Here is a 23,309-nt window from a genome sequence, read left to right on the forward strand (position 1 = left end):
CAAAAATCCTACCCTTCCTCAATTGATTCATCACGGTCCGTTAAGCGATGTGCAACCGTTTCTGGCTGTACGGCAGATAAAATGACATGGTCACTATCCATTACAATCACTGCTCGGGTACGTCTTCCGTATGTAGCGTCTATTAATGATCCCCGATCCCTGGCATCTTGAATGATTCTTTTTATAGGAGCAGATTCCGGGCTTACAATGGAAATAATTCGATTTGCCGATACAATATTTCCAAAACCAATATTAATTAACTTAATCGACATGGTAATCATCCAATCATCAATAATATATTTTGACCGTGTCAAACTGTTTCTAAACAAGGCCTATTCGATATTTTGAACCTGCTCTTTTAACTTCTCGAGTAAGCTTTTCATTTCAACCACCATTTTGGCAATATTTGAATCATTTGCCTTCGATCCAATTGTATTTGCTTCTCTGTTCATCTCCTGAACGAGAAAATCCAGTTTTCTTCCGATGGGTTCCTGGTCGGTTAAGGCTTGCAAAAATTGTTGGATATGGCTCTTTAATCTTGTAATTTCCTCATTAATGTCAGCCTTATCGGCAAAAACAGCTACTTCCGTTAAAATCCTGGTTTCATCTAATTGTCCATTCACGAATTCCACCATTCTTTTTGTTAAGCGCTCTTTAAACGACTGAACAACAAGAGGTGCAAATTTCTGAAGTTCAAAAATAATTGATTCCAATTGGGAGATGATCGCAATTAAATCTTTTTTTATTTCTTCCCCTTCAGAAGTCCGCATTTGTTTCAATAAAAGTACTGCTTCCTCCGTTGCGGCAAGGACTAAATTTTCTAAATCCTCATTCCCAGCTTCACTTTCTTCAATATGTATAAGATCCGAACGATTTAGCAAATCCTGAAGTGTTACTGTACCTTCAATACCATACTTTCCATGTACTTCCTTGATAAATTGATAATATTCTTCAATTAGCTTCCAATCAACATGGAGTTTCCTGGTTACAGCACCTTCGCCCTCTAAGCTTACATAAACTTCTACTCTTCCACGGCGAATATGCTGATTGAGCTTCTTCTTGATTTTATCTTCTATTTTTAAAAGCTGTCTTGGCATGCGAATATTCATTTCACAAAATCGGTGATTTACCGTTTTTACCTCAACGTTCACTGAGAAAGAACCTGAATCAGCCTTCCCTCTTCCAAAGCCTGTCATACTTATAACCATCATTTGCACATCCAATCTTTGAAAAAATGATCGGTTCTAAAAACTTAAATAAACACAAAAGGTAATAGAGGGTTCTATTACCTTTTGGATTATAACATACTTTATTTTGTTTTTCTTAACAAAAATGATCCAGCTAGTAAAAAAGTTGGTATTGATGATAACCCGACAATCAACAGCCAATCTTTTGCCGCGATCGGCAGCGTATGGAATATTGGCTGGAATGGCGGATAGTAAATGACCACAAACATGAGGGCAAGAGAAGATATGACTGCCCATACTAAATACGGATTTCCAAACGGGTTTCTTGATAGCACTGATTTTTCACTGCGGCAATCAAAAACATGGATTAGCTGTGCCATAACAAGTGTTGCAAAGGCTACCGTTTGTGCATATTTCAATTGGCTTGGATCATTATGATAAACAACGATAAAAGCAAGTAAGGTCACAAGTCCAATCAAAAATCCTCGGGATACAACCTTCCAACCTAGACCACGCGAAAAGACCCCTTCATTCGGGCTCCGCGGCCTCCGTTTCATCACATTTTCTTCCGGGCGGTCAAGACCTAGCGCCATGGCTGGCAATCCATCCGTCACCAAATTTACCCAAAGAATTTGAATAGGTACTAACGGCAGGGGCAGTGCTAAGATCATCGCAAACAACATAACCAATATTTCTCCGACATTGGAGGCAAGCAGATAGCGGACAAACTTTCGAATATTTTCATAGATATTCCGGCCTTCTTTAATGGCTGCTTTAATTGTTGCAAAATTATCGTCCAATAAGACAAGGGCCGAAGCTTCCTTCGCTACATCTGTACCGGTAATTCCCATGGCCACTCCAATATCTGCTGCTTTGATAGCAGGCGCATCATTCACCCCGTCGCCTGTCATGGCCACAATATGCCCTCTATTTTGCAAGGCTTTGACAATCTTCAATTTATGTTCTGGTGAAACCCTGGCAAAGACTGATACATCATCGACGATTTCCTCAAGCTCCTCAACGGACATATCAGACAATGCTTTCCCATCAAGAACCTTACTTTTCTGCGTTAGAATTCCTAACTGAGAGGCAATCGCTTTTGCTGTGATGACATGGTCACCGGTAATCATCACCGTTTTAATTCCAGCCTCTTTACATTCTTTTACGGCTGCTTTAACCTCAGGTCTTGGCGGATCGATCATTCCCTGTACGCCGATAAAAGTTAATTTTTTCTCAGCTTCTTTTTCACTTAAGATAAGTGTATTAGCTGAAACAGGTTTAAAGGCAATGGCAATTGTCCGCAGTGCCTGTGAGGCAAGTCCATTAATCGCATCCTGAACCTTCACTTGCGTTTCTTTGTTTAAATATTGAGTCCGTTCATCCCAAAGAATGGATTCACTAATTCCTAAAATGACATCAGGTGCTCCCTTCGTGACGATGAAGTGCCGCCCTTGTTTGTCCTTTACGTGAATACTCATCATTTTTCTGGCCGAATCAAATGGAAATTCATTAATAATGGTAAATTCATCTAATAACTTCTTTCTTGCAAAGCCTGCTTTCATTGCACTTACAAGCAATGCTCCTTCAGTTGGATCCCCGTCGAGAATGTAATCATCATCCTTCATTACTAAATCCGAATGGTTGCAGAGCATCCCGAATATCAGCATTTGCTGCAAGGCTCTCTCGTCTTTTGGCTGAACAGTTCGATCATTCCGATAAAAATTTCCTTGCGGCTGATAGCCCACTCCATCTACTGTCCAAGTATTTCCCCCGCTCCATAAATGGGTAACCGTCATTTTGTTTTGCGTCATGGTTCCCGTTTTATCAGAACAAATAACCGAAGCACATCCGAGCGTTTCGACCGCCGGCAGCTTCCGGACAATGGCATTTTTCTTTATCATTTTTTGCACACCAAGAGATAAGGCCACCGTCACAATCGCAGGCAATCCTTCCGGTATAGCCGCAACAGCCAAGGATACTCCAGCTAAAAACATCGTGTAAAGGTCATGTCCCTGAATTACACCGACCGCCACAACCAGCACGGTCAAAGCTAGAGCGACTGTTATTAATATTTTTCCAAGCTGCTCCAAGCGGCGCTGAAGTGGTGTTTCTTGTGATTCCGCACTCTGCAGTAAATCTGCAATTTGTCCCATTGCCGTTTTCATTCCTGTAGCAATGACAACCCCGGCGCCGCTTCCCCTTGTAATCATCGTTCCCATGAAGGCGATATTCTCCATATCACCAATACCTGGGTTAGGATTCGTTAAACACTCTATATGCTTTGAAACAGGCACTGACTCACCAGTAAGTGCGGATTCTTCAATTTCTAAACTTCTTGATTCTATGATTCGTACATCTGCGCCAATTCGGTCACCGCTTGAGAATTTTAAAATATCGCCGCTGACAATTTCTTTCGAAGGTAATTTAATCCACTGTCCGTCCCTAAGGACAGAAACCTGCGGCGCGGATAATTCCTTTAATGCCTCTAGCGATTTTTCCGCCCGCCTTTCTTGGAAAAATCCAAGAAACCCATTTATGATCACGATCGCTATAATAGCAATGGCGTCAATATACTCTCCTAACAAACCGGAAATCAAGGTCGCTGCCAGCAGCACTAAAACCATAAAGTCTTTAAATTGACTAAAAAATAAGAGTAAAGCTGATTGCTTTTCTCCTTCGTCCAATTCATTTAATCCGTACTCTGCGATTCTACTTTTCGCTTCTTCCTGTGATAATCCAGTTGAAAAGTCGGTTTCTAAGGCCTTTTCTACTTGATTTATCTCCATCTCATGGAACTTCATCCGACCATCTCACTTCCCCCTTGTATAACATGTCTAAAGAAAGCTTATTCAGGGTCGTCCAAAAAAATGCTATCATTAACATTCTTGCAAGGGGAAAATAGGACAGTTTTTATTGAAGTAGGATATAATTAAACATATGTTTGAAGAAAAGGATGTTTTCCATGTCATTTGATGGTCTATTTACAAAAGCAATGGTCGATGAACTTTCCCGTTCATTAAAGGGCGGACGTATAAATAAAGTTCACCAGCCTTATAAAAATGAAGTCATTTTAACAATTAGAGCAAACGGGCTAAATCAAAAGCTGTTATTATCAGCTCATCCCAGTTATGCCCGGGTGCAGTTAACGAATGAGGGATACGAAAATCCGAGTGAGCCGCCAATGTTCTGTATGCTGCTGCGAAAGCATATTGAGGGCTATATATTGGAGGATTTATATCAAGTTGAAAATGATCGGATGATTATTTTTGAAATTAAAGGAAGAAATGAAATTGGCGATATCAGCTACAAGCAGCTCATTATTGAAATCATGGGCAGACATAGCAATATCGTATTAGTGGATAAAACACGCAATGTTATTCTTGATAGCATTAAGCATATTTCTTTTGCCGTTAACAGTCACAGAGCGATTATGCCGGGCCAGCCATATATTTTCCCGCCTGAACAAAACAAATCTAATCCTTTTTTTGTTACGGAAGAGGATGTTTTAAAGAAAATTGATTTTAATAGCGGGAAACTGGATCGGCAGCTGGTCGAGCATTTTGCCGGCACTTCTCCGCTGTTTGCAAAGGAAGTCATTTTTCAAAGCGGTCTCGCGAATCGAACGACCCTTCCTCGGACTTTTGTTGGTTTGGTTAAGAAAATTAAGCAAGGCGAGCTATCTCCATCTATCATGTCTTCGGGTGGCAAGGAAGCTTTTTATTTATTTCCGCTTGCTCATTTAAAAGGAAAGGTAAAAAGCTTTGAAACGCTTAGTGAAATGCTCGATCGCTTTTATTTTGGCAAGGCAGAGCGAGACCGGGTTAAGCAGCAAGGAAATGATATTGAACGGTTCATTATCAATGAAAAAGAAAAAAATGAAAAGAAAATTGAAAAGTTGGAGAATACATTAAAAGAAGCCGAAAAGGCAGAGCAATTTCAGCGTTATGGTGAGCTATTAACGGCTAACCTTTTTGCCGCAAAAAAGGGCATGAAAGAAATTGAAGTTCTCAATTATTACGATGAATTGGGAGGGACGATTGCCATTCCTCTTAATCCTCGTAAAACTCCATCAGAAAATGCGCAAAAATATTTTTCTAGATACCAAAAAGCTAAAAATTCGATTGCCGTTGTGATGGAGCAAATTGAGAAGGCGCAGCTTGAAGTGGAATATTTTGATAATTTATTGCAACAGATAGTGTCTGCGTCACCGAAGGATATTCAAGAAATTCGTGAGGAGCTTGTCGAGGGCGGCTATATCCGCGAACGTCAAAAAAGGAATGGGAAAAAGATCCAAAACGCCAAGCCGGTCCTAGACCACTTTTTATCAACTGATGGGACTGATATTATCGTCGGAAAAAACAATAAACAAAATGATTATTTAACCAATAAACTTGCAGCGAGAGATGAGATTTGGCTCCATACCAAGGATATTCCTGGTTCACATGTAGTCATTCGAAGTAAGGCTCCATCGGAGGAAACCATTCTTGAGGCCGCCAATTTAGCTGCTTACTTTAGCAAGGCGCGAAATTCTAGTTCGGTTCCTGTTGACTTTACAAAGGTTCGCCATGTTAAAAAACCGAGCGGTGCAAAACCTGGATTTGTGATATATGATAATCAGCAGACCGTTTATGTTACTCCTAATGAGGAACTTGTGCTTAAATTGAAGAAAAATTAGTAAAGCCCCGGGGGTCCGGGGCTTTTTTAGTTTATTCCCACTTCTTGCTCCATTTACCTGGATCCTTGCTCCAAGAAAGCAGACTTTCTTGATCATTTTGACCAATATACCCATTATCAATAGCCGACTCCACCAACGCGGCAAAATTTGTTAAAGAAAAACTCGTAATTCCTTCCTGCTCAAAAGCATCTTTTCCTTTATCCAGCCCATATGTAAAGATGGATACGACACCAAGTACTTCACAGCCAGCCTCTCTTAATGCCTGAACAGCTGTGATCACACTTCCGCCAGTTGAAATTAAATCTTCAACGACGACCACTTTTTGGCCTTGCTCTACTTTACCTTCGATCTGATTTCCTTTCCCGTGCCCTTTTGCTTTTGAGCGGACATAGCACATAGGCAAATCCATTAACTCACTCACCCAGGCAGCATGAGGAATACCAGCCGTGGCAGTCCCGGCAATTACATCCACTGTACCAAAGTGTTCATTGATTAGCTTTTGTAAGCCGCTGGCAATTTCCCGACGAACCGCAGGAAAAGATAATGTTAAGCGATTATCACAATAAATCGGAGAACGCAGACCAGAGGTCCACGTAAACGGATCCTGCGGCCTTAACGCAACCGCGCTTATTTCTAATAATTTTTCAGCAATTAAGTGTTTCATTGATGTTCTCCTCTCCATGCTCTCATCCAATCATTATAGCTCTTCAACGGGTCGGCGGACCTTGTTATCGAACGGCCGACCACTATCGCACTAACTCCTGTAATTCTTGCAAACGCAGGGGTAGCAACCCTTTTTTGATCCCCAACATTATCCGTCTCCATTCGAATTCCAGGGGTGACAGTTAAAAAGTCAGATCCTAATTGTTCTCGAATCGCGTGAGCCTCCCAGGCTGAACACACGACACCATCTAAACCAGCTGTTTTTGTTAACGAAGCATAGTGAAGAACGGACTCATTTAAGGTAACAGGAATCAGCTGTTCCTTATTCATTTGTTCTTCAGATGTGCTTGTAAGCTGCGTAACTGCGATACATTTTGGACGGTTCCGCCCGGCAGCAGTTCCAGCCTCTAGGCCTTCAAGCGCTGCCTCCATCATTTCTTTTCCGCCAGCCGCATGGACATTAACAAGATCACATTCCAATCTTGCAAGCCCCTTCATGGCACTTTTCACGGTGTTTGGAATATCGTGTAGCTTCAAATCAAGAAAAATCTGATGTCCTTGCTCTTTTAACATATGAATGATGGAAGGACCTTCCTGATAAAATAGCTCCATGCCCACTTTTACAAAAAGCTGTTTACCCGAGAATGGCTGTAAAAACCGGCTTACTTCTGCTCCGTCAGCAAAATCAAGCGCGATGATAAGCGAGTTGTTCATGCTGCTTCCAGCTCCTTCCTGTGCATTCGCTGATATGTTCAAAACCTAATTTTTCTAATAAAATCGGCAATTCTTCAATAATCGTCGGACAAACAAATGGATCCACAAAATTAGCTGTTCCCACGGCAACTGCACTTGCCCCTGCATAAAAGAATTCAATCACGTCTTCTGCAGACTGAATGCCGCCCATTCCGATGATCGGAATATTTACTGCTTGACTGACTTCATAAATCATCCGTATCGCAACCGGTTTAATCGCTGGGCCGGATAATCCGCCCGTCCGGTTGGCCAGAATCGGTTTCCCAGTTTTTATATCAAGGCGCATGCCAACGAGCGTGTTTATCATCGTCAAGCCATCAGCACCGCCATCTTCAACAGCCTTTGCCATTTCAACGATATTTGTGACATTCGGCGATAGTTTCACATAAACAGGTACTTCAGAAACTTCTTTAACTTTTCTGGTCAATTGCTTTGCTACCTCTGGAATCGTTCCAAAGGCGATACCGCCGGTTTTAACGTTCGGACAAGAGATGTTAAGCTCAAGAGCATGTACGTTTGGAGCTTTAGATATTTCTTTTGCCACTTGTACATAATCATCTTCTAAAGATCCAGCAACATTCGCAATAATTGGTACATCATATTGCGAAAGCCATGGAAGTTCCTCGGACATGACTTTGTGTAAGCCAGGGTTTTGCAGGCCGATGGCATTTAACATTCCTGCACGTGTCTCCGCCACACGCGGTGTAGGATTGCCAAACCTAGGTTCTACGGTTGTTGCCTTAATCATAATCGCCCCAAGCTCACTCAAATTATAAAATTGGCTGTATTCTCTGCCAAATCCGAAACATCCGGAAGCCGGCATGATTGGATTCTTTAAATTTAAGCCCGGTAACGAAAGTGTTAAACGACTCATATCAGCACCTCCCCAGCACGGAAAACAGGCCCATCACTGCAAACTTTTTTATAAGAAACTCCAGATGGGTCTCCTGCACTTTTACACACACATGCAAAGCATGCACCTACGCCGCAGCCCATCCGTTCCTCTAAGGATAAAAATACTTTTTTATCCTGATAAGCCTGTTCGATAGCTCTGAGCATTGGAGTAGGCCCGCATGTATAAATACAATCAAAACTTAAGTCCTTAATTACATCTGTTACAAAACCTTTTTTCCCATAAGATCCGTCGACCGTTGCAACATAGGTTTCACCATTTTTCATAAATTCTTTTTCGTAAAAAACAGCAGACTTTGTTTGAAATCCTAGCACATGAATGACCTTGACACCCTTAGCCGTCAATTGATTGGAAAGTTCATAGAGCGGCGGTACACCGATTCCTCCGCCGACGAGGAGAGCCGTATCACCGGTGCTCACTTCCTCAACAGGAAACCCATTTCCTAATGGACCAAGAATATCTACTTCCATTCCCGCTTCCATTTTCGCAAGCAGTGAAGTTCCCTGCCCCTCTTTCCGGTAAATCATCGTAAATTCTTCGTTCGATTTTTCATAAGAAGAAATGCTAATCGGCCTCCTTAGAAGGGGGTCCCAGGAATTTGAGACCCGAAGATGAACGAATTGTCCAGGTGCTTGTATGTCATGGGTGAAGCTTGCTTTTACAGTAAGCTCGAATATATCTTCTGCAATTTCGTGTTGCGCGACGATTTTGCACAATTCTTTACGGATCATGCAAAAACCGCCTCCTTTTCCGGAGCTTTCATCGCTTCAGCAGAAAAGTTCATTGATTCAATCACTTTTAGTATGGCATCTGCTGTATCCAATGAAGTTAAACATGGCACCCCATTTTCGACGGCTTCGCGGCGAATTCGGAATCCATCACTTTCCGGCTGTTTGCCTTTTGTTAAGGTATTGATGATAAACTGAGCCTCGCCTCCATGGATGACATCCAATAAGGTAGCACCCTCTGAGCCGATTTTACCGACTACTTTTACCGGAAGTCCCGCAGCTTCTAAGACTGATGCGGTTCCGCTCGTCGCCATTAAACGGTATCCGATGGCGGCAAACCTTTTCGCAAGCTTTAAGCTTTCCGCTTTATCCTTATCAGCAACCGTGAATAACACTGTTCCAAACTTGTGAATGTTCATTCCTGATGCAACTAAACCTTTGTATAACGCTTTTTCAAGGGTGATATCCTTACCCATTACTTCACCAGTCGATTTCATTTCAGGTCCAAGGCTGATATCTACACTTTTCAGTTTGGCAAAGGAGAACACCGGAACTTTGACAAACACGCCATCTTTTTCAGGTACTAAACCTGCCCTGTAACCTTGGTCCAGTATAGACACTCCCAAAATAGCTTTTGTCGCGATTTTCGCCATAGGTACATTGGTTATTTTACTTAAGAATGGAACAGTTCGGCTTGAACGCGGATTTACTTCAAGAACATATACTTGGTTATCAGATATAACGTATTGAATGTTTAATAGTCCGACAATATTTAAGCCAATCGCTAATTTCTCTGTGTATTCTACTAGCTTTTGTTTAATTTCCGCTGTTAAAGTTTGCGGCGGATATACTGCAATGGAATCCCCTGAGTGAACCCCAGCGCGTTCAATATGTTCCATAATTCCTGGAATCAACACATTCTTACCATCACAGATCGCATCGACTTCGATTTCTTTACCAGTTAAATATCGGTCGATTAAGACTGGATGTTCTGGATTAATTTTCACGGCGTTCTCCATATAACGGAGCAGTTCATTTTCTTCGTAGACAATTTCCATTGCCCGGCCGCCTAACACATAAGAAGGACGAATCAGAACTGGATAGCCGATTTCCTCCGCAATCAAACGTGCTTCCTCAACAGATAAAGCCGTTTTCCCTAGAGGTTGCGGAATATTTAATTGTTGAAGGGCATATTCAAATTTATCTCTATCTTCTGCACGGTCTAAATCCTCAAGGCTGGTTCCCAAAATTTTCACACCATTTTCAGCTAGCTTTCCAGCTAGATTAATAGCAGTCTGCCCGCCAAATTGCACGACCACTCCGATTGGTTTTTCCAGGTCAATGATGTGCATAACATCCTCGATTGTCAGCGGTTCAAAATAAAGCTTATCCGAGATACTGAAATCCGTTGAAACTGTTTCTGGATTATTGTTGATAATAATTGCTTCATAACCAGCTTCTTTAATCGCTTTGACAGAGTGAACAGTTGCATAATCAAACTCAATCCCCTGACCGATGCGGATCGGACCAGAACCAAGGACAACCACACTTTGTCTGTCGGTAACGATGGACTCATTTTCTTCCTCAAATGTTCCATAGTAATATGGCGTTTCTGATTCAAATTCAGCTGCGCATGTATCAACCATTTTATAGACAGGAATAATTTGATTGTTTTTTCTAAAGGTGTAAAGTTCTGTCTCCTTCATTCCCCATAGTTCTGCAATCTTTTGATCCGTAAATCCCTTTTGCTTTGCTTCCAATAAGATTTCAGCGTTTAAAGGATTTTCTAATAGTGTTTCTTCTAGTTTAATAATTCCTTCTAGCTTTTTAAGGAAAAATAAATCTATTTTACTCCATTCGTGAATTGTCTCAATTGAGGTTCCCCTTTTTAAGCTTTCGGCAATGTAGAAGAGTCTTTCATCTCCAGCTTTACGAATTCGCTTTTCGACAAGCTCATCTGCAAATTCATCCGCACCATTCAATTCAAAGTGATAAACACCTGCCTCAAGTGAGCGGATTGCTTTTAATAATGATTCTTCAAAATTACGGCCAATCGCCATGACCTCGCCAGTTGCTTTCATTTGGGTCCCAAGTGAGCGATTTCCGGATTCAAATTTATCAAAAGGCCATCTCGGAATTTTTGTAACGATATAATCCAAGGCTGGTTCAAAGCTTGCATAAGTTTTTCCTGTTACAGGGTTCTTCATTTCATCAAGTGTAAGTCCAACGGCAATCTTTGCTGCAAGCTTCGCAATCGGATAGCCTGTTGCCTTTGATGCAAGGGCCGATGAACGGCTTACACGCGGATTCACTTCGATAATGTAGTAGTTAAAGCTATAAGGATCAAGGGCTAGCTGAACGTTACAGCCGCCTTCAATTTTTAACGCACGGATAATTTTTAGAGAGACATTTCTTAATAATTGGTATTCTCGATCACTTAATGTTTGGCTTGGTGCTACCACAATGGAGTCACCGGTATGAACTCCAACTGGATCAATGTTCTCCATATTACAAACGACAATTGCGCTATCATTAGCATCGCGCATGACCTCATATTCGATTTCCTTGAAGCCGGCAATACTTTTCTCCAACAAGCACTGGTGAACAGGACTGTTCTTTAAACCGCTCGTCACGATTTCTTCTAGTTCTTCTTGATTGTGACAAATACCGCCGCCCGTTCCGCCTAGGGTAAAGGCTGGACGAACAATTACCGGGAACCCAACCTTTTCTACGAAGACTTTTGCTTCCTCTAATTCATGAATGATTTCACTGTCAGGTACCGGCTCCCCTAATTCATTCATTAAATTGCGGAATAATTCACGGTCTTCAGCTTGTTTGATTGCTGACAGCTTCGTTCCAAGAATCTCAACATTGCACTCTTCCAAAACGCCGGAATTTGCTAATTCCACAGCTAAGTTAAGTCCTGTTTGCCCGCCAAGAGTGGCTAATAGGGCATCAGGGCGTTCTTTTCGGATGATTTTGCTGACAAACTCCAGTGTCAAAGGCTCGATGTAAACAGCGTCGGCCATTTCTGTGTCTGTCATAATGGTTGCTGGATTTGAATTGATCAGAATGACACGGTAGCCTTCTTCTTTCAAAGCCATACATGCTTGTGCGCCCGCATAGTCGAACTCTGCTGCCTGCCCGATGACGATGGGTCCTGATCCGATTACTAAAATGGAGTTTATATCTGTACGTTTTGGCATGCTGCTGTTCCCTCCTGTTTTTCCGATTCAATCATGTTTAGAAACTGTTCAAATAAGCCATTTGCATCCTCTGGTCCAGGGGATGCCTCAGGGTGGTATTGCACTGTGAAGGCTGGATAATCTAAATGCTTTAAGCCTTCAATCGTATCATCATTTAATGCAATATGAGTAACCGCAAGCCTAGTATTGTTAATCGATTTACTATCAACCGTATACCCGTGATTTTGGGAAGTTATTGACACTTTCCCAGTTGAAAGTTCTTTTACTGGATGATTGGAACCACGGTGGCCGAATTTCATTTTAACGGTATCTGCACCGCAGGCAAGAGCAAAGAGTTGATGACCAAGGCAGATGCCGAAAAGCGGAACTTTTCCAAGCACTTCTTTAATCATCTGAATGCCTTCTGGAACATCCTTTGGATCCCCAGGTCCATTTGAGAGCATGATTCCGTCCGGACGAAGCTGAAGAATTTCATCAGCCGTTGTATGGTACGGAACAACAACAACATCACAGCCGCGTAAATTCAGTTCTCTTAAAATCCCGTGTTTCATCCCAAAATCAACAAGAACAATTCTTTTGCCTCTTCCTGGGCTCGGATAGGCATTTTTAGTGGAAACTCTTCTTACTTGGTCTATAGGTAGGCGCGTTTGTCTTAATTTCCTCAACACTTCATCAGCATCGTTTTCAATGCTGCAAATGGCTCCTTTTAATGTTCCATACTGGCGGATTATCCGCGCTAATTTTCGTGTATCAATGCCGGCGATGCCAGGAATTTTCTTCATTTTAAAATATTCGTCGATGGTAAATTCACTTCTCCAGTTAGAAGGGAAATCTACGGCTTCTTTGACAATAAATCCTTTAACGGCAGGATTTATTGATTCAAAATCATCACGGTTAATACCGTAATTTCCGATTAAAGGATATGTCAGCATGACAATTTGTCCGCAGTAGGATGGGTCAGATAGAATTTCTTGATAACCAGTCATACCCGTGTTAAAAACCACTTCACCAAAGGTGTCCATATGGCTTCCAAAACCTTCTCCGATAAAAATCGTTCCATCTTCTAAAATTAGCTGTGCTTTCATGCTGTTACACATCCTTTTTCCCAAACTATTTTTCCTGCTGCGATCGTTAATTCTGGCCAGCCTTTACATTTCCAGCCGCCGAATGGAGTGTTTTTCCCTTTGGATAAAAACTCATCAGGATTTATTTCACGCTCTTCATTTAAGTTTAATAATACGATATCTGCCGGCTCCCCAACTTCAATTTTCCCATATGGAAGTTCAAAGGTTTCAGCAGGCTTTTGAGTCATATAACTAATAAGCTGCTCAAGTGAGATGACATTTTTTAGCACCAAGTTAGTATAGAGGAGTGGGAAGGCTGTTTCTAAGCCGACAATGCCAAAAGGCGCTAATTCCATCCCTTCACTTTTTTCTTCCTGTGTATGTGGTGCATGGTCGGTTGCAATAAAATCAAGCGTTCCATCCAATAGTCCTTCAAGTAAGGCTAATTTGTCTTTCTCATCCCTTAATGGAGGGTTCATTTTATAATTGGCATCAAGCCCTGGAATATCATCTTGAGTTAATAATAAATGGTGCGGCGTCACTTCCGCTGTAACTTTAATGCCTGCCCGTTTTGCGTCCCTAATCACACGGACTGATTCTTTCGTACTGACATGGCATACATGGTAATGACAGCCTGCTGCCTCAGCGAGAAGTACGTCTCTTGCAATTTGTACAGACTCACAAATGGAAGGAATGCCATTTAAGCCATTTCTTTTCGAAAAGCTGCCTTCGTGTACACATCCTTTGTTGATGAGTGAATTTTCTTCGCAGTGGGCAACAATCGCCATATTTAAATTCGCAGCTTTTTGCATGGCTTCAAGCATCATACTGGCCGTTTGGACTCCTACGCCGTCGTCGGTAAAGGCAAAAGCACCAGCGTTTTTAAGCCCCTCGAAGTCGGTCAGTTCCTGTCCTAGCAATCTAGTAGTAATGGAGGCATATGGTAAAACTCTGACCTTTGCCGTTTCTTGAATTCGCCTTTGCACGTCCGCCATAATATTTACATTATCAGGCACCGGTCTGGTATTTGGCATAGCTGCTACCGTAGTGAAACCGCCTTTTGCTGCGGCAAGCGTTCCGGTTGCGATGGTTTCCTTTTTCTCACCGCCCGGCTCGCGAAGATGAACATGCAGGTCGATAAATCCAGGCGTTACCAAGAGTCCTTCTGCATCCACTTTACGATCCACGTTTTCTTCTATTTTTTTCTCAATTTTTGTAAAAATCCCATTTTCTATTAAAATATCAGATTGTTTATTTTCGCCATTAGATGCTATGTAGCTGGCGTTCTGAATAAGTATTTTCATTAGTATATCCTCCGTTCATACTTTCGATTGATCTTTTTAACACTGCCATTCTGACAAAAACACCGTTTTCCATTTGCTTAAAAATTCTTGAACGCTCACATTCTATTAGACTATCAGCAATTTCCACGTTTCTGTTTACCGGTGCGGGATGCATGATAATGCTTTGTGGTTTCATTTTCTTTTCCCGCTCAAGGGTAAGGCCATACTTTTGATGATATTCAGAGGAAGTATAGCTTCCCTTTTTCTGGTGACGTTCATGCTGGACACGTAGTAGCATTACAACATCTGCCTCCTGAATGGCCTGATCAATCGGAATAAATCTGGACGCATGAAGGCTATGATTATCAAACCATTCTTCTGGACCCGAGAAAACAACTTCTGCTCCCAGCCTTGTTAAGGTGTCAGCATTTGAACGTGCCACCCTGCTATGCCGAATGTCACCGATGATGGCTATTTTTAACCCTGTAAAACTTCTGTATTCTTGATAGATGGTTAGCAGATCCAAAAGGGATTGTGTCGGGTGGTGGCCGCAGCCATCGCCGCCATTAATGATCGGTATATTCACTTTTCCAACAAGTTCGTCAAAATAACGATCTTGGCTATGCCGAATCACAATTGTATTTACTCCGATGGATTCGAGCGTTTTAACTGTATCGTATAAGGTTTCTCCCTTTTGAACACTTGAGGTTTGCACTTCAAATGGGATAACACTTAATCCTAATTTTCTTTCAGCCAGCTCAAAGCTGCATTTCGTTCTTGTGCTATTTTCAAAAAATAAGTTGGCTGAAAATAATTGACCGTCCGGGCGCCATTCCATGCCATCCGCAAACCGCTGTGCATCATTTAAGATTTGATAAATCTCTTCCACCTTTAATTCGTTCGTGGTAAGTAAATGATTTAGCAACTCGTTCCCCACCTTTTCCTATTTTTGCAAAAAAACACCCTGACCAAATGATCAGGGTGTTTTGAATCCACACATAATCCGCGCTAAAATGCGGTTTAAGTGATAACACCCTTATAAGCCTCTCTTGGACTTCTTTTAAAAGGTTTTCTTGTTATGCAATTTTCTTCGTTTCATTCGTTTGTTCTGCTTCAAACATATTTTCTTCTGCAGGCTGTCTTCCAGGAAGAATGAGGTTTAATAGCACCCCAATGATAGCCGCTAAAGCCATACCTTGAACTTGGATATTAAATGGCAGTTTCACGATTGCTCCACCGATTCCAATAACCAAAATGACTGATGAGATGACCAAATTGCGTTTATCACCAAAATCGATTTTACTGTCTACTAACATTCTTAACCCTGATGAAGCAATGATTCCAAACAACAGGATTGAAACTCCACCCATGACAGGTGTTGGTATAGTTTGGATTAATGCTGTTACTTTCCCAATAAATCCGAAGATGATAGCAAGTACAGCAGCCCCTGCGATGACATAAACACTGTAAACCCGTGTGATGGCCAGGACGCCGATATTTTCTCCATAGGTTGTTTTTGGCGGACCGCCAATTAGAGCTGAAATCATTGTTGCAGTTCCATCACCTAGAATTGAACGGTGTAATCCAGGTTCTTTAATATAGTCATGACCTACAACTTTGCTTAATACAAGCTGGTGGCCAATATGCTCAGAAAGAGTAACAACGGCTACTGGAATCATTAATGCGGCTAGATCCCATGTAAATTTCACTTTGTAGCTTACAAACGGAATAATGAATTCCGGCATTTCAAACCAATTTGCTTTCAATACTGGACTGAAATCGACAATCCCGACCATTAATGCGTAGAGATAACCAACCACAATTCCTCCTAAGATAGGAATGATACTTAACATTTTCTTTGCGTAGATAGAGAAGATAATTGTTGCTGCTAATGTAACAAGCGCTACAGAGAAATGAAGCATGCTGTATTTTCCAGCTGGATTATTCATTGCCATACCTACTGCAGTACTTGATAGGGCTAAACCAATTACTATAATAACGGGACCTACCACGATTGGCGGGAGCAGATTCATAATCCAGCGATGTCCTGCTTTGCTAATGACAAGCGCTACAATCCCATATACAAGACCTGCTATAAAAGTTCCAACCATCGCTGCGCCAGGGCCCCCTGCAGCTTTTGCCGCAATTACTGGAGCGATAAAGGCAAACGAAGATCCGAGATATGCGGGAACTTGAAATTTTGTAATTAGGAGAAATGCCAGTGTTCCAAGACCGCTCGATATTAACGCAATGGCTGGGCTTAATCCAACCAGGTATGGTACAAGAATTGTCGCGCCAAACATCGCGAACAAATGTTGCAAGCTTAGGGTAAGCCATTGTGAAGGTTTCGGAACATCTTTTACGTCTAGGATTGGTTTATTGTTCATATGGATTTCCCCCATTTTTCTTTATTCTGTGATATTTCTTAATAAAAAAACCCTCTAAGTCCATGGCAAGACAAAGAGGGTATGGAAAAGCCGTAAAATGATACCGGCCTTTTCCCCTTTGTCAGCCTCACAGGACTGCATTTAAAAGGGCAAACTATTTATTTGTCAAATATGCTTACTTGATCAATCTGGTCCACTTCAACAAGTTCGACTACGATTTTTTCATCACTGGATGTTGGGATGTTTTTTCCAACATAATCGGCACGAATCGGAAGTTCCCGATGGCCCCGGTCGACTAATACGGCAAGCTGGATGGCTGAAGGCCGCCCTATATCCATTAAGGCATCAAGTCCTGAGCGGACCGTACGTCCTGTATATAAAACATCATCAACTAGAATGACTTTTTTATCACTTATGCTGACTGGGATATCAGATCCTTTAACTAGCGGTTCTTGATTTTCCGTTTTCTTCGATAAATCGTCTCGATATAGGGTGATATCAATTTCCCCAACAGGTATTGGACTCCCCTCGATTTCCTCGATTCTTGAAGCAAGCCGCTTGGCCAAATAGATGCCTCTTGTTCGGATTCCAACAAGAATACACTCTTCAATCCCTTTATTTTTTTCAATGATTTGATGGGCAATCCTTGTTAATGCACGGCCAATTGCCTGCTCATCTAAAACAAGAGCTTTCTGATTCATAGGACACCTGCTTTTTATAAAATAAAAACCTCTCACCGATTTGGCGAGAGGTTAACGAGTCATTTCAACTAATAAGGGTATAGATTCCCCCTTAGTAGCAACCGTTCCTTCTCAGCCTCACGGGACTGAATTTAAAGGCTTATTAAGCTATAGTTATCTTACAATAATACTAAAATAATGTCAACGATTATTTCGAAGCTGGCCAAGCAGCCTTTCTAAATCTTCAGGAAGTGCTGCTTCAAACTCTAAATATTCATTTGTTCTCGGATGTGTAAAGCCAAGCACTCCGGCATGCAGCGCCTGTCCCTCAATATCAAGCGTTTTCTTCGGCCCATACTTAGGGTCCCCTGCAAGCGGGTAGCCGATATATTTCATATGAACGCGAATTTGGTGGGTTCTCCCCGTTTCTAATTGACACTCAACAAAGGTAAAATCTTTAAATCGCTCGATCACATGAAAATGCGTGACCGCATGCTTCCCATTATCAACCACTGCCATACTTTGTCTGTCCTTTGTATCTCTCCCCAGCGGGGCATCAATCGTTCCAAAATCATGTGGAATAACTCCATGAACAATAGCTTTATATTTACGGGTAACGGTTTTCTCAACCAATTGATTGACGAGGCTTTCATGAGCCATATCGTTTTTGGCGACCATTAAAAGTCCGGAAGTGTCTTTATCAATCCGGTGAACAATCCCCGGTCTTAACACTCCATTAATACCGGATAAATCTTTACAATGCGCCATTAAACCATTCACCAATGTCCCCGTCATATGTCCCGGTGCTGGGTGAACAACCATACCTCTAGGCTTATTTACTACTAGAACATCCTTGTCTTCGTAATAAATTTCCAGGTCTAGCTCTTCTGGAATAACATCTAATTCTTCTGGATCGGGAATAGTTATTTCAATTTCATCCTTCAGTGCACATTTATAATTTGTTTTCACTTTTTGTCCATTTACTAAGACATTTCCATCTTTAATCCATTGCTGGACTTGTGTTCTTGACCATTCTTCATCGAGACTCGAGATGACTTTATCAATTCGATCCCCTTTTTGCTCTTCAAGAATGGTGTGTTCCATTTTCTCCATAAGACTTCTCCTTCGATTCCTTCTCTTCTCGAAGCATTTGAATCATTAATAAAATAACTCCTATTACTAATGCTGAATCAGCAATATTGAAGACAGGAAAATTATAGCTAAAAATATATGTGTGGATAAAATCGACAACTTCTTTTCGAATTAAACGATCAATAAAGTTACCGATAGCCCCGCCAAGCATAAAAGCAAGTGAAACTCCCAATAGCCATTTACCTTTAGCTGCTTTGTAAAGATAATACATAATGCCGGCAATAACAAGAATGGTTATTACATAAAAAAGCCACATCTGACCTTGCAGAATCCCCCATGCCGCTCCGCGATTGCGGTGGGATGTAATGTACAAAATATTATCAATGATTGGAATGCTTTCACCTAAGTACATATTTTTTACAATTAACCATTTCGTAAATTGGTCCAAAATAATTACAAAAAAAGCGATTAAGTAATAAAACACTAAGATCCCCCACATTTCGCCTAGACTTATCCTTAGCATTTTAGCATACTTAATCGTAAAACGACAATGTAACATCATAAAAATGACTAATGAATCGTTTTTTTACAAAATACCTCTAATAACTCTGAATCTTTAACGGTCTTTAAGGTAGGAATTATTTTTAACAAATCATCCGGTAAAAATTCCCCTGAAATTTCGCATTGACCAAAATTTCCATCCTTTAGCTTCTGAATAGCACAATTTATGTCAGCCAATTCTTGTTCAAAAATGTCTGTTAACCAATCTTTTTTCTGTTTGTTTTTTAATGAAATTTCAATTTCTTCTTTCGTTTGACGGAGTTCCAAAAACAGCTGTTCCTGCATTGCATTCATAGTTGTTACCTCCGTTTTGTCATTTGTAATATTATTTCCTCAAGTATTTTTCTGACACGGTCAAACATTTGTCACAAACAACAACAATTAACGGAGAAGGAAAAAATTAAAAGCCCCGTTTCCACGGGGCTTCATGATTATGCTAAATGTGAATAGTTTTCTTTAACAACTTGTGCACAGCGAGGGCAAAGTGTTTTATGATCTTGGTCTTGACCTACTTCAGGTGTTACCACCCAGCAGCGTTCACAGGTTTCACCTTCTGCCTTGGTGACAACAATAGCAGCTGATTCTAATTTCAGCGCATTCTCAGGTGCTTGATCGTATTCACCTGCTACTTCAAAGCCTGAAACAATAAATAATTGCTGCAGGTTTTCTTCAATCGAATCGAGAAGGGCTTTTGTATTATCATTAACGTACAAGGTGACTTTAGCCGTTAACGATTTTCCAATAACCTTATCATTTCGTGCTTCTTCTAATGCTTTTAAAACATCATCACGAAGCTTCATAAATGCCGTCCATTTCTCTTCTAAGCTCTTCGCCCCTGGAAGATCAACATATTCCGGTAAATCTGTTAATTGAACACTTTCCTCCTGAACTGCCGGAATGAATTTCCACACTTCATCAGCTGTATGGGAAAGGATAGGAGAAACCAGTTTTGTTAACGCAAGCAAGGATTCATACAAAACAGTTTGAATCGCTCTGCGGTCCTGATGGTCAGCGGCCTCAATGTAAAGGACATCCTTTGCAAAATCTAAATAGAAAGCACTTAAATCAAGGGTACAAAAATTATTTACTGCATGGTAAATCCCAGCAAACTCATAATTTTCATATGCTTTTTGAACATATTTGATTAGTTTATTTAATTTAACAAGCATGAATTGATCCACTTCACGCAAGTTTTCATAGGCCACTTTATTCACTGTTGGATCAAAATCTGCTAAGTTTCCTAAAAGGAAACGGAATGTATTACGGATTTTCCGGTAAACCTCAGCAACCTGCTTCAAAATTGCATCGGATACCCGAACATCTGATTGATAATCAACAGAAGCAACCCATAAACGAAGGATATCAGCACCTAATTGATTCATAACCTTTGCGGGCACGACAACATTACCTAATGATTTACTCATTTTTCTGCCTTCACCATCTAGTGCAAACCCATGGCTTAATACACCTTTATATGGAGCCTTTCCGGTCACAGCAACAGCTGTTGATAAAGAAGAGTTAAACCAGCCGCGATACTGGTCAGATCCTTCTAAATACAAATCAGCCGGACGAACTAAATCCTCCCGCTCAAGGAGAACGGCTTGATGAGAAGAACCTGAATCAAACCAAACATCCATGATATCCGTTTCTTTTGTAAAAGTTCCATTTGGACTTCCTGGATGTGTAAAGCCCTCTGGTAGTAAATCTTTTGCCTCACGCTCAAACCAGATATTAGATCCATGTTCACGGAACAGGTTTGAAACGTGATCAATTGTTTCGTCAGTGATAATCTCTACACCATTTTCAGCATAAAATACAGGAATCGGAACACCCCAGACACGCTGACGGGAAATACACCAGTCACCACGGTCGCGAACCATATTAAATAGTCGTGTTTCTCCCCATGCTGGAACCCACTTTGTTTCCTTTACCGCTTCTAAAAGTTCACTGCGGAAGTCTTTAATAGATGCAAACCATTGAGCAGTAGCACGGAAAATAACCGGCTTTTTTGTTCTCCAATCGTGCGGGTAGGAATGGGTAATAAAGGTAAGCTTTAATAATGCCCCTGCTTCCTCCAGAGCCTGACCAATTGGCTTGTTGGCCTCTTCGTAAAATATGCCTTCGAATCCAGGAGCTTCATTCGTCATATAGCCTTTATCATCAACAGGGCAAAGCACTTCTAAACCGTACTTTTGACCAACATGGAAGTCATCTTCCCCATGGCCTGGTGCAGTATGAACACAGCCCGTACCAGCATCAGTTGTAACATGTTCCCCTAACATGACTAAAGAATCACGACCGTATAACGGATGAGAGGCAACAATGTTTTCTAACTCTGAACCTTTTACCTTCTGGACTGTGGTGACATTTTCCCAGCCAATTTCTTTTGACACAGCCTCCAAAAGGGCTTCAGCCACTAGATACTTGTTCCCATTAGTAGAAACCACGACATAGGTCAGGTCCGGATGAACTGAAATTCCAAGGTTTGCCGGAATCGTCCAAGGAGTTGTTGTCCAGATCACAATTTGTGTATCCGTATCAAGGACACCTTTTCCATCTTTGACTTTAAAGCCAACATAAATGGAAGGGGAACGCTTATCCTGGTACTCAATTTCTGCCTCTGCTAAAGCAGATTCACTAGATGGAGACCAATAAACCGGCTTAAGACCTTTATAAATATAGCCCTTTTTCGCCATTTCTCCGAATACCTTAATTTGCTGGGCTTCGTATTCCGGCTTAAGAGTGATATATGGATTCTCCCAGTCTCCGCGAACACCTAAACGTTTAAATTGTGTCCGCTGATTATCAATTTGCTCTAGTGCGTAGGTAGTACATAACTGACGGAATTCAGCTACGGTCATTTCTTTACGCTTAACCCCTTTATTGGTTAATGCCTGCTCAATCGGCAGTCCATGTGTATCCCAGCCAGGTACATATGGAGCATGATAGCCGCTCATTGATTTATAACGGACAATCATATCTTTTAAGATTTTATTAAGAGCATGCCCCATATGGATATCACCATTTGCATATGGAGGTCCATCATGCAGGACGAACATTGGCCGCCCCTTTGTGCGCTCCTGCACTTTTTGATAAATATTCATCTCTTCCCATTTTGCCTGGATATCCGGCTCTCTTTGTGGAAGATTGCCCCGCATCGGAAATTCCGTTTGCGGCATCAATAACGTATCTTTATATTCCATTTTCTCTTCCTCCTGATACTTTCATAGAAACAGAATAGCCAAATGACCAATAAAAAAACCCTCTCATCCCAAATAGGGACGAGAAGGTTTGATTCCCGCGGTACCACCCTGATAAATAGAACGGGTATACTCGTTCTATCCTCTTAAGATTCGTAACGTGAATAACACGCCAAGATCTACTTTTCCATTAAGAAGTTCGACCTTAGGACTCTAGGGTGATTTTCCAATTTTTCTGCTTTACCGGGCTTTCACCATCCCCGGCTCGCTTAAAAGAGCCTTCTGAAAAATTGTACTGTCCCTTTCATCGTCAATTGCCATCTATTCAGTATAATCTGTTAAAAAATTATATGCTAATTTAACATATTTCGTCAAGCTAATGAATCTTCTTCTTCGTGGATTTTTAATTCTGTGGCATCCACTTCGTATTCTAATAAGTGATCCCAATCATCTGTATTCAGCATATCCAGCTGAGCTTCAATTAACATCTTAAAACGAGTTCGAAATACTTTAGATTGCTTTTTTAAATCCTCGATTTCAAGTGCAATCTTTCTTGCTTTTGAAAGGGATTCGTTTACGATTCTATCCGCATTTTTCTCGGCTTCCTTAATTATGAGCTTCGCTTCCTTTTGAGCGTTACGTTTTACTTCTTCACCAGCTTCTTGAGCAATGATGATAGACTTATGAAGTGTTTCTTCAATATTTGTAAAATGGCCCAGCCGCTCTTTCATTTCATTTAAACGTTCTTCCATCTCTTTTTTCTCTCTGAGAACTAGTTCATAATCCTTGATCACTTGATCCAGAAATTCATTAACCTCGTCCTCATCGTAGCCTCTAAACCCTTTATTAAATTCCTTATTATGAATATCTAACGGCGTTAACGGCATGGATGCCACCTCCATAAATCTGGTTCTAAT

Annotated in this window: 19 protein-coding genes and 1 other annotated feature; of the genes, 1 reads left to right on the forward strand and 18 read right to left on the reverse strand. The window is 41.2% G+C overall.

Annotation, left to right across the window (positions count from 1 at the left end; genetic code table 11):
• Window positions 1–8 precede the first annotated feature (8 nt).
• The 3 genes from remA to LC455_RS04735 all read right to left on the reverse strand — a co-directional run bounded on the left by remA (window position 9) and on the right by LC455_RS04735 (window position 3,988).
• The gene (gene remA / locus LC455_RS04725; protein ID WP_223588583.1) at window positions 9–272 is read right to left on the reverse strand and encodes an extracellular matrix/biofilm regulator RemA; all 264 of its coding nucleotides are present in this window, start codon (window positions 270–272) and stop codon (window positions 9–11) included.
• A gap of 60 nt (window positions 273–332) precedes the next feature.
• The gene (locus LC455_RS04730; RefSeq protein WP_223588722.1) at window positions 333–1,208 is read right to left on the reverse strand and encodes a YicC/YloC family endoribonuclease; all 876 of its coding nucleotides are present in this window, start codon (window positions 1,206–1,208) and stop codon (window positions 333–335) included.
• Window positions 1,209–1,309: 101 nt separating this feature from the next.
• Window positions 1,310–3,988: a calcium-translocating P-type ATPase, SERCA-type gene (locus LC455_RS04735; protein ID WP_223588585.1), complete on the reverse strand. Its 2,679-nt coding sequence runs from the start codon at window positions 3,986–3,988 to the stop codon at window positions 1,310–1,312.
• Between the two features lie 161 nt (window positions 3,989–4,149).
• Here LC455_RS04735 and LC455_RS04740 point away from each other — a divergent pair, with 161 nt between their 5' ends.
• Complete coding sequence (locus tag LC455_RS04740; RefSeq protein ID WP_223588586.1) at window positions 4,150–5,862, forward strand: Rqc2 family fibronectin-binding protein; 1,713 nt, start codon at window positions 4,150–4,152, stop codon at window positions 5,860–5,862.
• Window positions 5,863–5,893: 31 nt separating this feature from the next.
• Here the strand turns inward: LC455_RS04740 and pyrE are convergent, their stop codons facing one another.
• The 15 genes from pyrE to LC455_RS04815 form a co-directional block, all read right to left on the reverse strand.
• A complete protein-coding gene (pyrE, locus tag LC455_RS04745; protein WP_223588587.1) occupies window positions 5,894–6,526 on the reverse strand; it encodes an orotate phosphoribosyltransferase in 633 nt (210 codons plus the stop codon).
• Window positions 6,523–7,239, reverse strand: coding sequence for an orotidine-5'-phosphate decarboxylase (pyrF, locus tag LC455_RS04750; protein WP_223588589.1), 717 nt, complete (start codon window positions 7,237–7,239; stop codon window positions 6,523–6,525). Before pyrF ends, pyrE begins: the two co-directional genes overlap by 4 nt.
• A complete protein-coding gene (locus LC455_RS04755; RefSeq protein ID WP_223588590.1) occupies window positions 7,211–8,152 on the reverse strand; it encodes a dihydroorotate dehydrogenase in 942 nt (313 codons plus the stop codon). The genes pyrF and LC455_RS04755 overlap by 29 nt, the downstream gene beginning before the upstream one ends.
• Window positions 8,149–8,922, reverse strand: coding sequence for a dihydroorotate dehydrogenase electron transfer subunit (locus LC455_RS04760; protein WP_223588591.1), 774 nt, complete (start codon window positions 8,920–8,922; stop codon window positions 8,149–8,151). The genes LC455_RS04755 and LC455_RS04760 overlap by 4 nt, the downstream gene beginning before the upstream one ends.
• The gene (gene carB, locus LC455_RS04765) at window positions 8,919–12,125 is read right to left on the reverse strand and encodes a carbamoyl-phosphate synthase large subunit (RefSeq protein WP_223588593.1); all 3,207 of its coding nucleotides are present in this window, start codon (window positions 12,123–12,125) and stop codon (window positions 8,919–8,921) included. The genes LC455_RS04760 and carB overlap by 4 nt, the downstream gene beginning before the upstream one ends.
• Window positions 12,104–13,210: a carbamoyl phosphate synthase small subunit gene (locus LC455_RS04770; protein WP_223588594.1), complete on the reverse strand. Its 1,107-nt coding sequence runs from the start codon at window positions 13,208–13,210 to the stop codon at window positions 12,104–12,106. Before LC455_RS04770 ends, carB begins: the two co-directional genes overlap by 22 nt.
• On the reverse strand, window positions 13,207–14,493 hold the full coding sequence (locus LC455_RS04775) for a dihydroorotase (RefSeq protein ID WP_223588595.1): 1,287 nt from the start codon (window positions 14,491–14,493) through the stop codon (window positions 13,207–13,209). The genes LC455_RS04770 and LC455_RS04775 overlap by 4 nt, the downstream gene beginning before the upstream one ends.
• Window positions 14,453–15,397, reverse strand: coding sequence for an aspartate carbamoyltransferase catalytic subunit (locus LC455_RS04780; RefSeq protein ID WP_223588596.1), 945 nt, complete (start codon window positions 15,395–15,397; stop codon window positions 14,453–14,455). Before LC455_RS04780 ends, LC455_RS04775 begins: the two co-directional genes overlap by 41 nt.
• 151 nt (window positions 15,398–15,548) lie before the next feature.
• Entirely contained in the window at window positions 15,549–16,859 is a 1,311-nt protein-coding gene (locus LC455_RS04785; protein WP_223588598.1) for a solute carrier family 23 protein, read from the reverse strand.
• Between the two features lie 158 nt (window positions 16,860–17,017).
• On the reverse strand, window positions 17,018–17,560 hold the full coding sequence (gene pyrR, locus LC455_RS04790) for a bifunctional pyr operon transcriptional regulator/uracil phosphoribosyltransferase PyrR (protein WP_223588599.1): 543 nt from the start codon (window positions 17,558–17,560) through the stop codon (window positions 17,018–17,020).
• Between the two features lie 180 nt (window positions 17,561–17,740).
• Window positions 17,741–18,652 carry an RluA family pseudouridine synthase gene (locus LC455_RS04795; protein ID WP_223588600.1) on the reverse strand — a complete coding sequence of 304 codons (912 nt, stop codon included), beginning with the start codon at window positions 18,650–18,652 and terminating at the stop codon, window positions 17,741–17,743.
• The gene (gene lspA / locus LC455_RS04800; protein WP_223588602.1) at window positions 18,624–19,115 is read right to left on the reverse strand and encodes a signal peptidase II; all 492 of its coding nucleotides are present in this window, start codon (window positions 19,113–19,115) and stop codon (window positions 18,624–18,626) included. Before lspA ends, LC455_RS04795 begins: the two co-directional genes overlap by 29 nt.
• 86 nt (window positions 19,116–19,201) lie before the next feature.
• Window positions 19,202–19,486 carry a hypothetical protein gene (locus LC455_RS04805; protein WP_223588603.1) on the reverse strand — a complete coding sequence of 95 codons (285 nt, stop codon included), beginning with the start codon at window positions 19,484–19,486 and terminating at the stop codon, window positions 19,202–19,204.
• 137 nt (window positions 19,487–19,623) lie between these two features.
• Window positions 19,624–22,395, reverse strand: coding sequence for an isoleucine--tRNA ligase (gene ileS / locus LC455_RS04810; protein WP_223588604.1), 2,772 nt, complete (start codon window positions 22,393–22,395; stop codon window positions 19,624–19,626).
• A gap of 71 nt (window positions 22,396–22,466) precedes the next feature.
• Window positions 22,467–22,709 (reverse strand) — a binding site (T-box leader).
• A 54-nt stretch (window positions 22,710–22,763) separates the two neighbouring features.
• Complete coding sequence (locus LC455_RS04815; protein WP_223588605.1) at window positions 22,764–23,279, reverse strand: DivIVA domain-containing protein; 516 nt, start codon at window positions 23,277–23,279, stop codon at window positions 22,764–22,766.
• Between the last annotated feature and the right edge of the window lie 30 nt (window positions 23,280–23,309).

Source organism: Neobacillus bataviensis, assembly GCF_019969725.1.

Coding starts and splice junctions, on each gene's coding strand:
- remA (WP_223588583.1), bottom strand. CDS start 272: ATGTCGATTAAGTTAATTAATATTGGTTTTGGAAATATTGTATCGGCA.
- LC455_RS04730 (WP_223588722.1), bottom strand. CDS start 1,208: ATGGTTATAAGTATGACAGGCTTTGGAAGAGGGAAGGCTGATTCAGGT.
- LC455_RS04735 (WP_223588585.1), bottom strand. CDS start 3,988: ATGAAGTTCCATGAGATGGAGATAAATCAAGTAGAAAAGGCCTTAGAA.
- LC455_RS04740 (WP_223588586.1), top strand. CDS start 4,150: ATGTCATTTGATGGTCTATTTACAAAAGCAATGGTCGATGAACTTTCC.
- pyrE (WP_223588587.1), bottom strand. CDS start 6,526: ATGAAACACTTAATTGCTGAAAAATTATTAGAAATAAGCGCGGTTGCG.
- pyrF (WP_223588589.1), bottom strand. CDS start 7,239: ATGAACAACTCGCTTATCATCGCGCTTGATTTTGCTGACGGAGCAGAA.
- LC455_RS04755 (WP_223588590.1), bottom strand. CDS start 8,152: ATGAGTCGTTTAACACTTTCGTTACCGGGCTTAAATTTAAAGAATCCA.
- LC455_RS04760 (WP_223588591.1), bottom strand. CDS start 8,922: ATGATCCGTAAAGAATTGTGCAAAATCGTCGCGCAACACGAAATTGCA.
- carB (WP_223588593.1), bottom strand. CDS start 12,125: ATGCCAAAACGTACAGATATAAACTCCATTTTAGTAATCGGATCAGGA.
- LC455_RS04770 (WP_223588594.1), bottom strand. CDS start 13,210: ATGAAAGCACAGCTAATTTTAGAAGATGGAACGATTTTTATCGGAGAA.
- LC455_RS04775 (WP_223588595.1), bottom strand. CDS start 14,493: ATGAAAATACTTATTCAGAACGCCAGCTACATAGCATCTAATGGCGAA.
- LC455_RS04785 (WP_223588598.1), bottom strand. CDS start 16,859: ATGAACAATAAACCAATCCTAGACGTAAAAGATGTTCCGAAACCTTCA.
- pyrR (WP_223588599.1), bottom strand. CDS start 17,560: ATGAATCAGAAAGCTCTTGTTTTAGATGAGCAGGCAATTGGCCGTGCA.
- LC455_RS04795 (WP_223588600.1), bottom strand. CDS start 18,652: ATGGAGAAAATGGAACACACCATTCTTGAAGAGCAAAAAGGGGATCGA.
- LC455_RS04805 (WP_223588603.1), bottom strand. CDS start 19,486: ATGAATGCAATGCAGGAACAGCTGTTTTTGGAACTCCGTCAAACGAAA.
- ileS (WP_223588604.1), bottom strand. CDS start 22,395: ATGGAATATAAAGATACGTTATTGATGCCGCAAACGGAATTTCCGATG.
- LC455_RS04815 (WP_223588605.1), bottom strand. CDS start 23,279: ATGCCGTTAACGCCGTTAGATATTCATAATAAGGAATTTAATAAAGGG.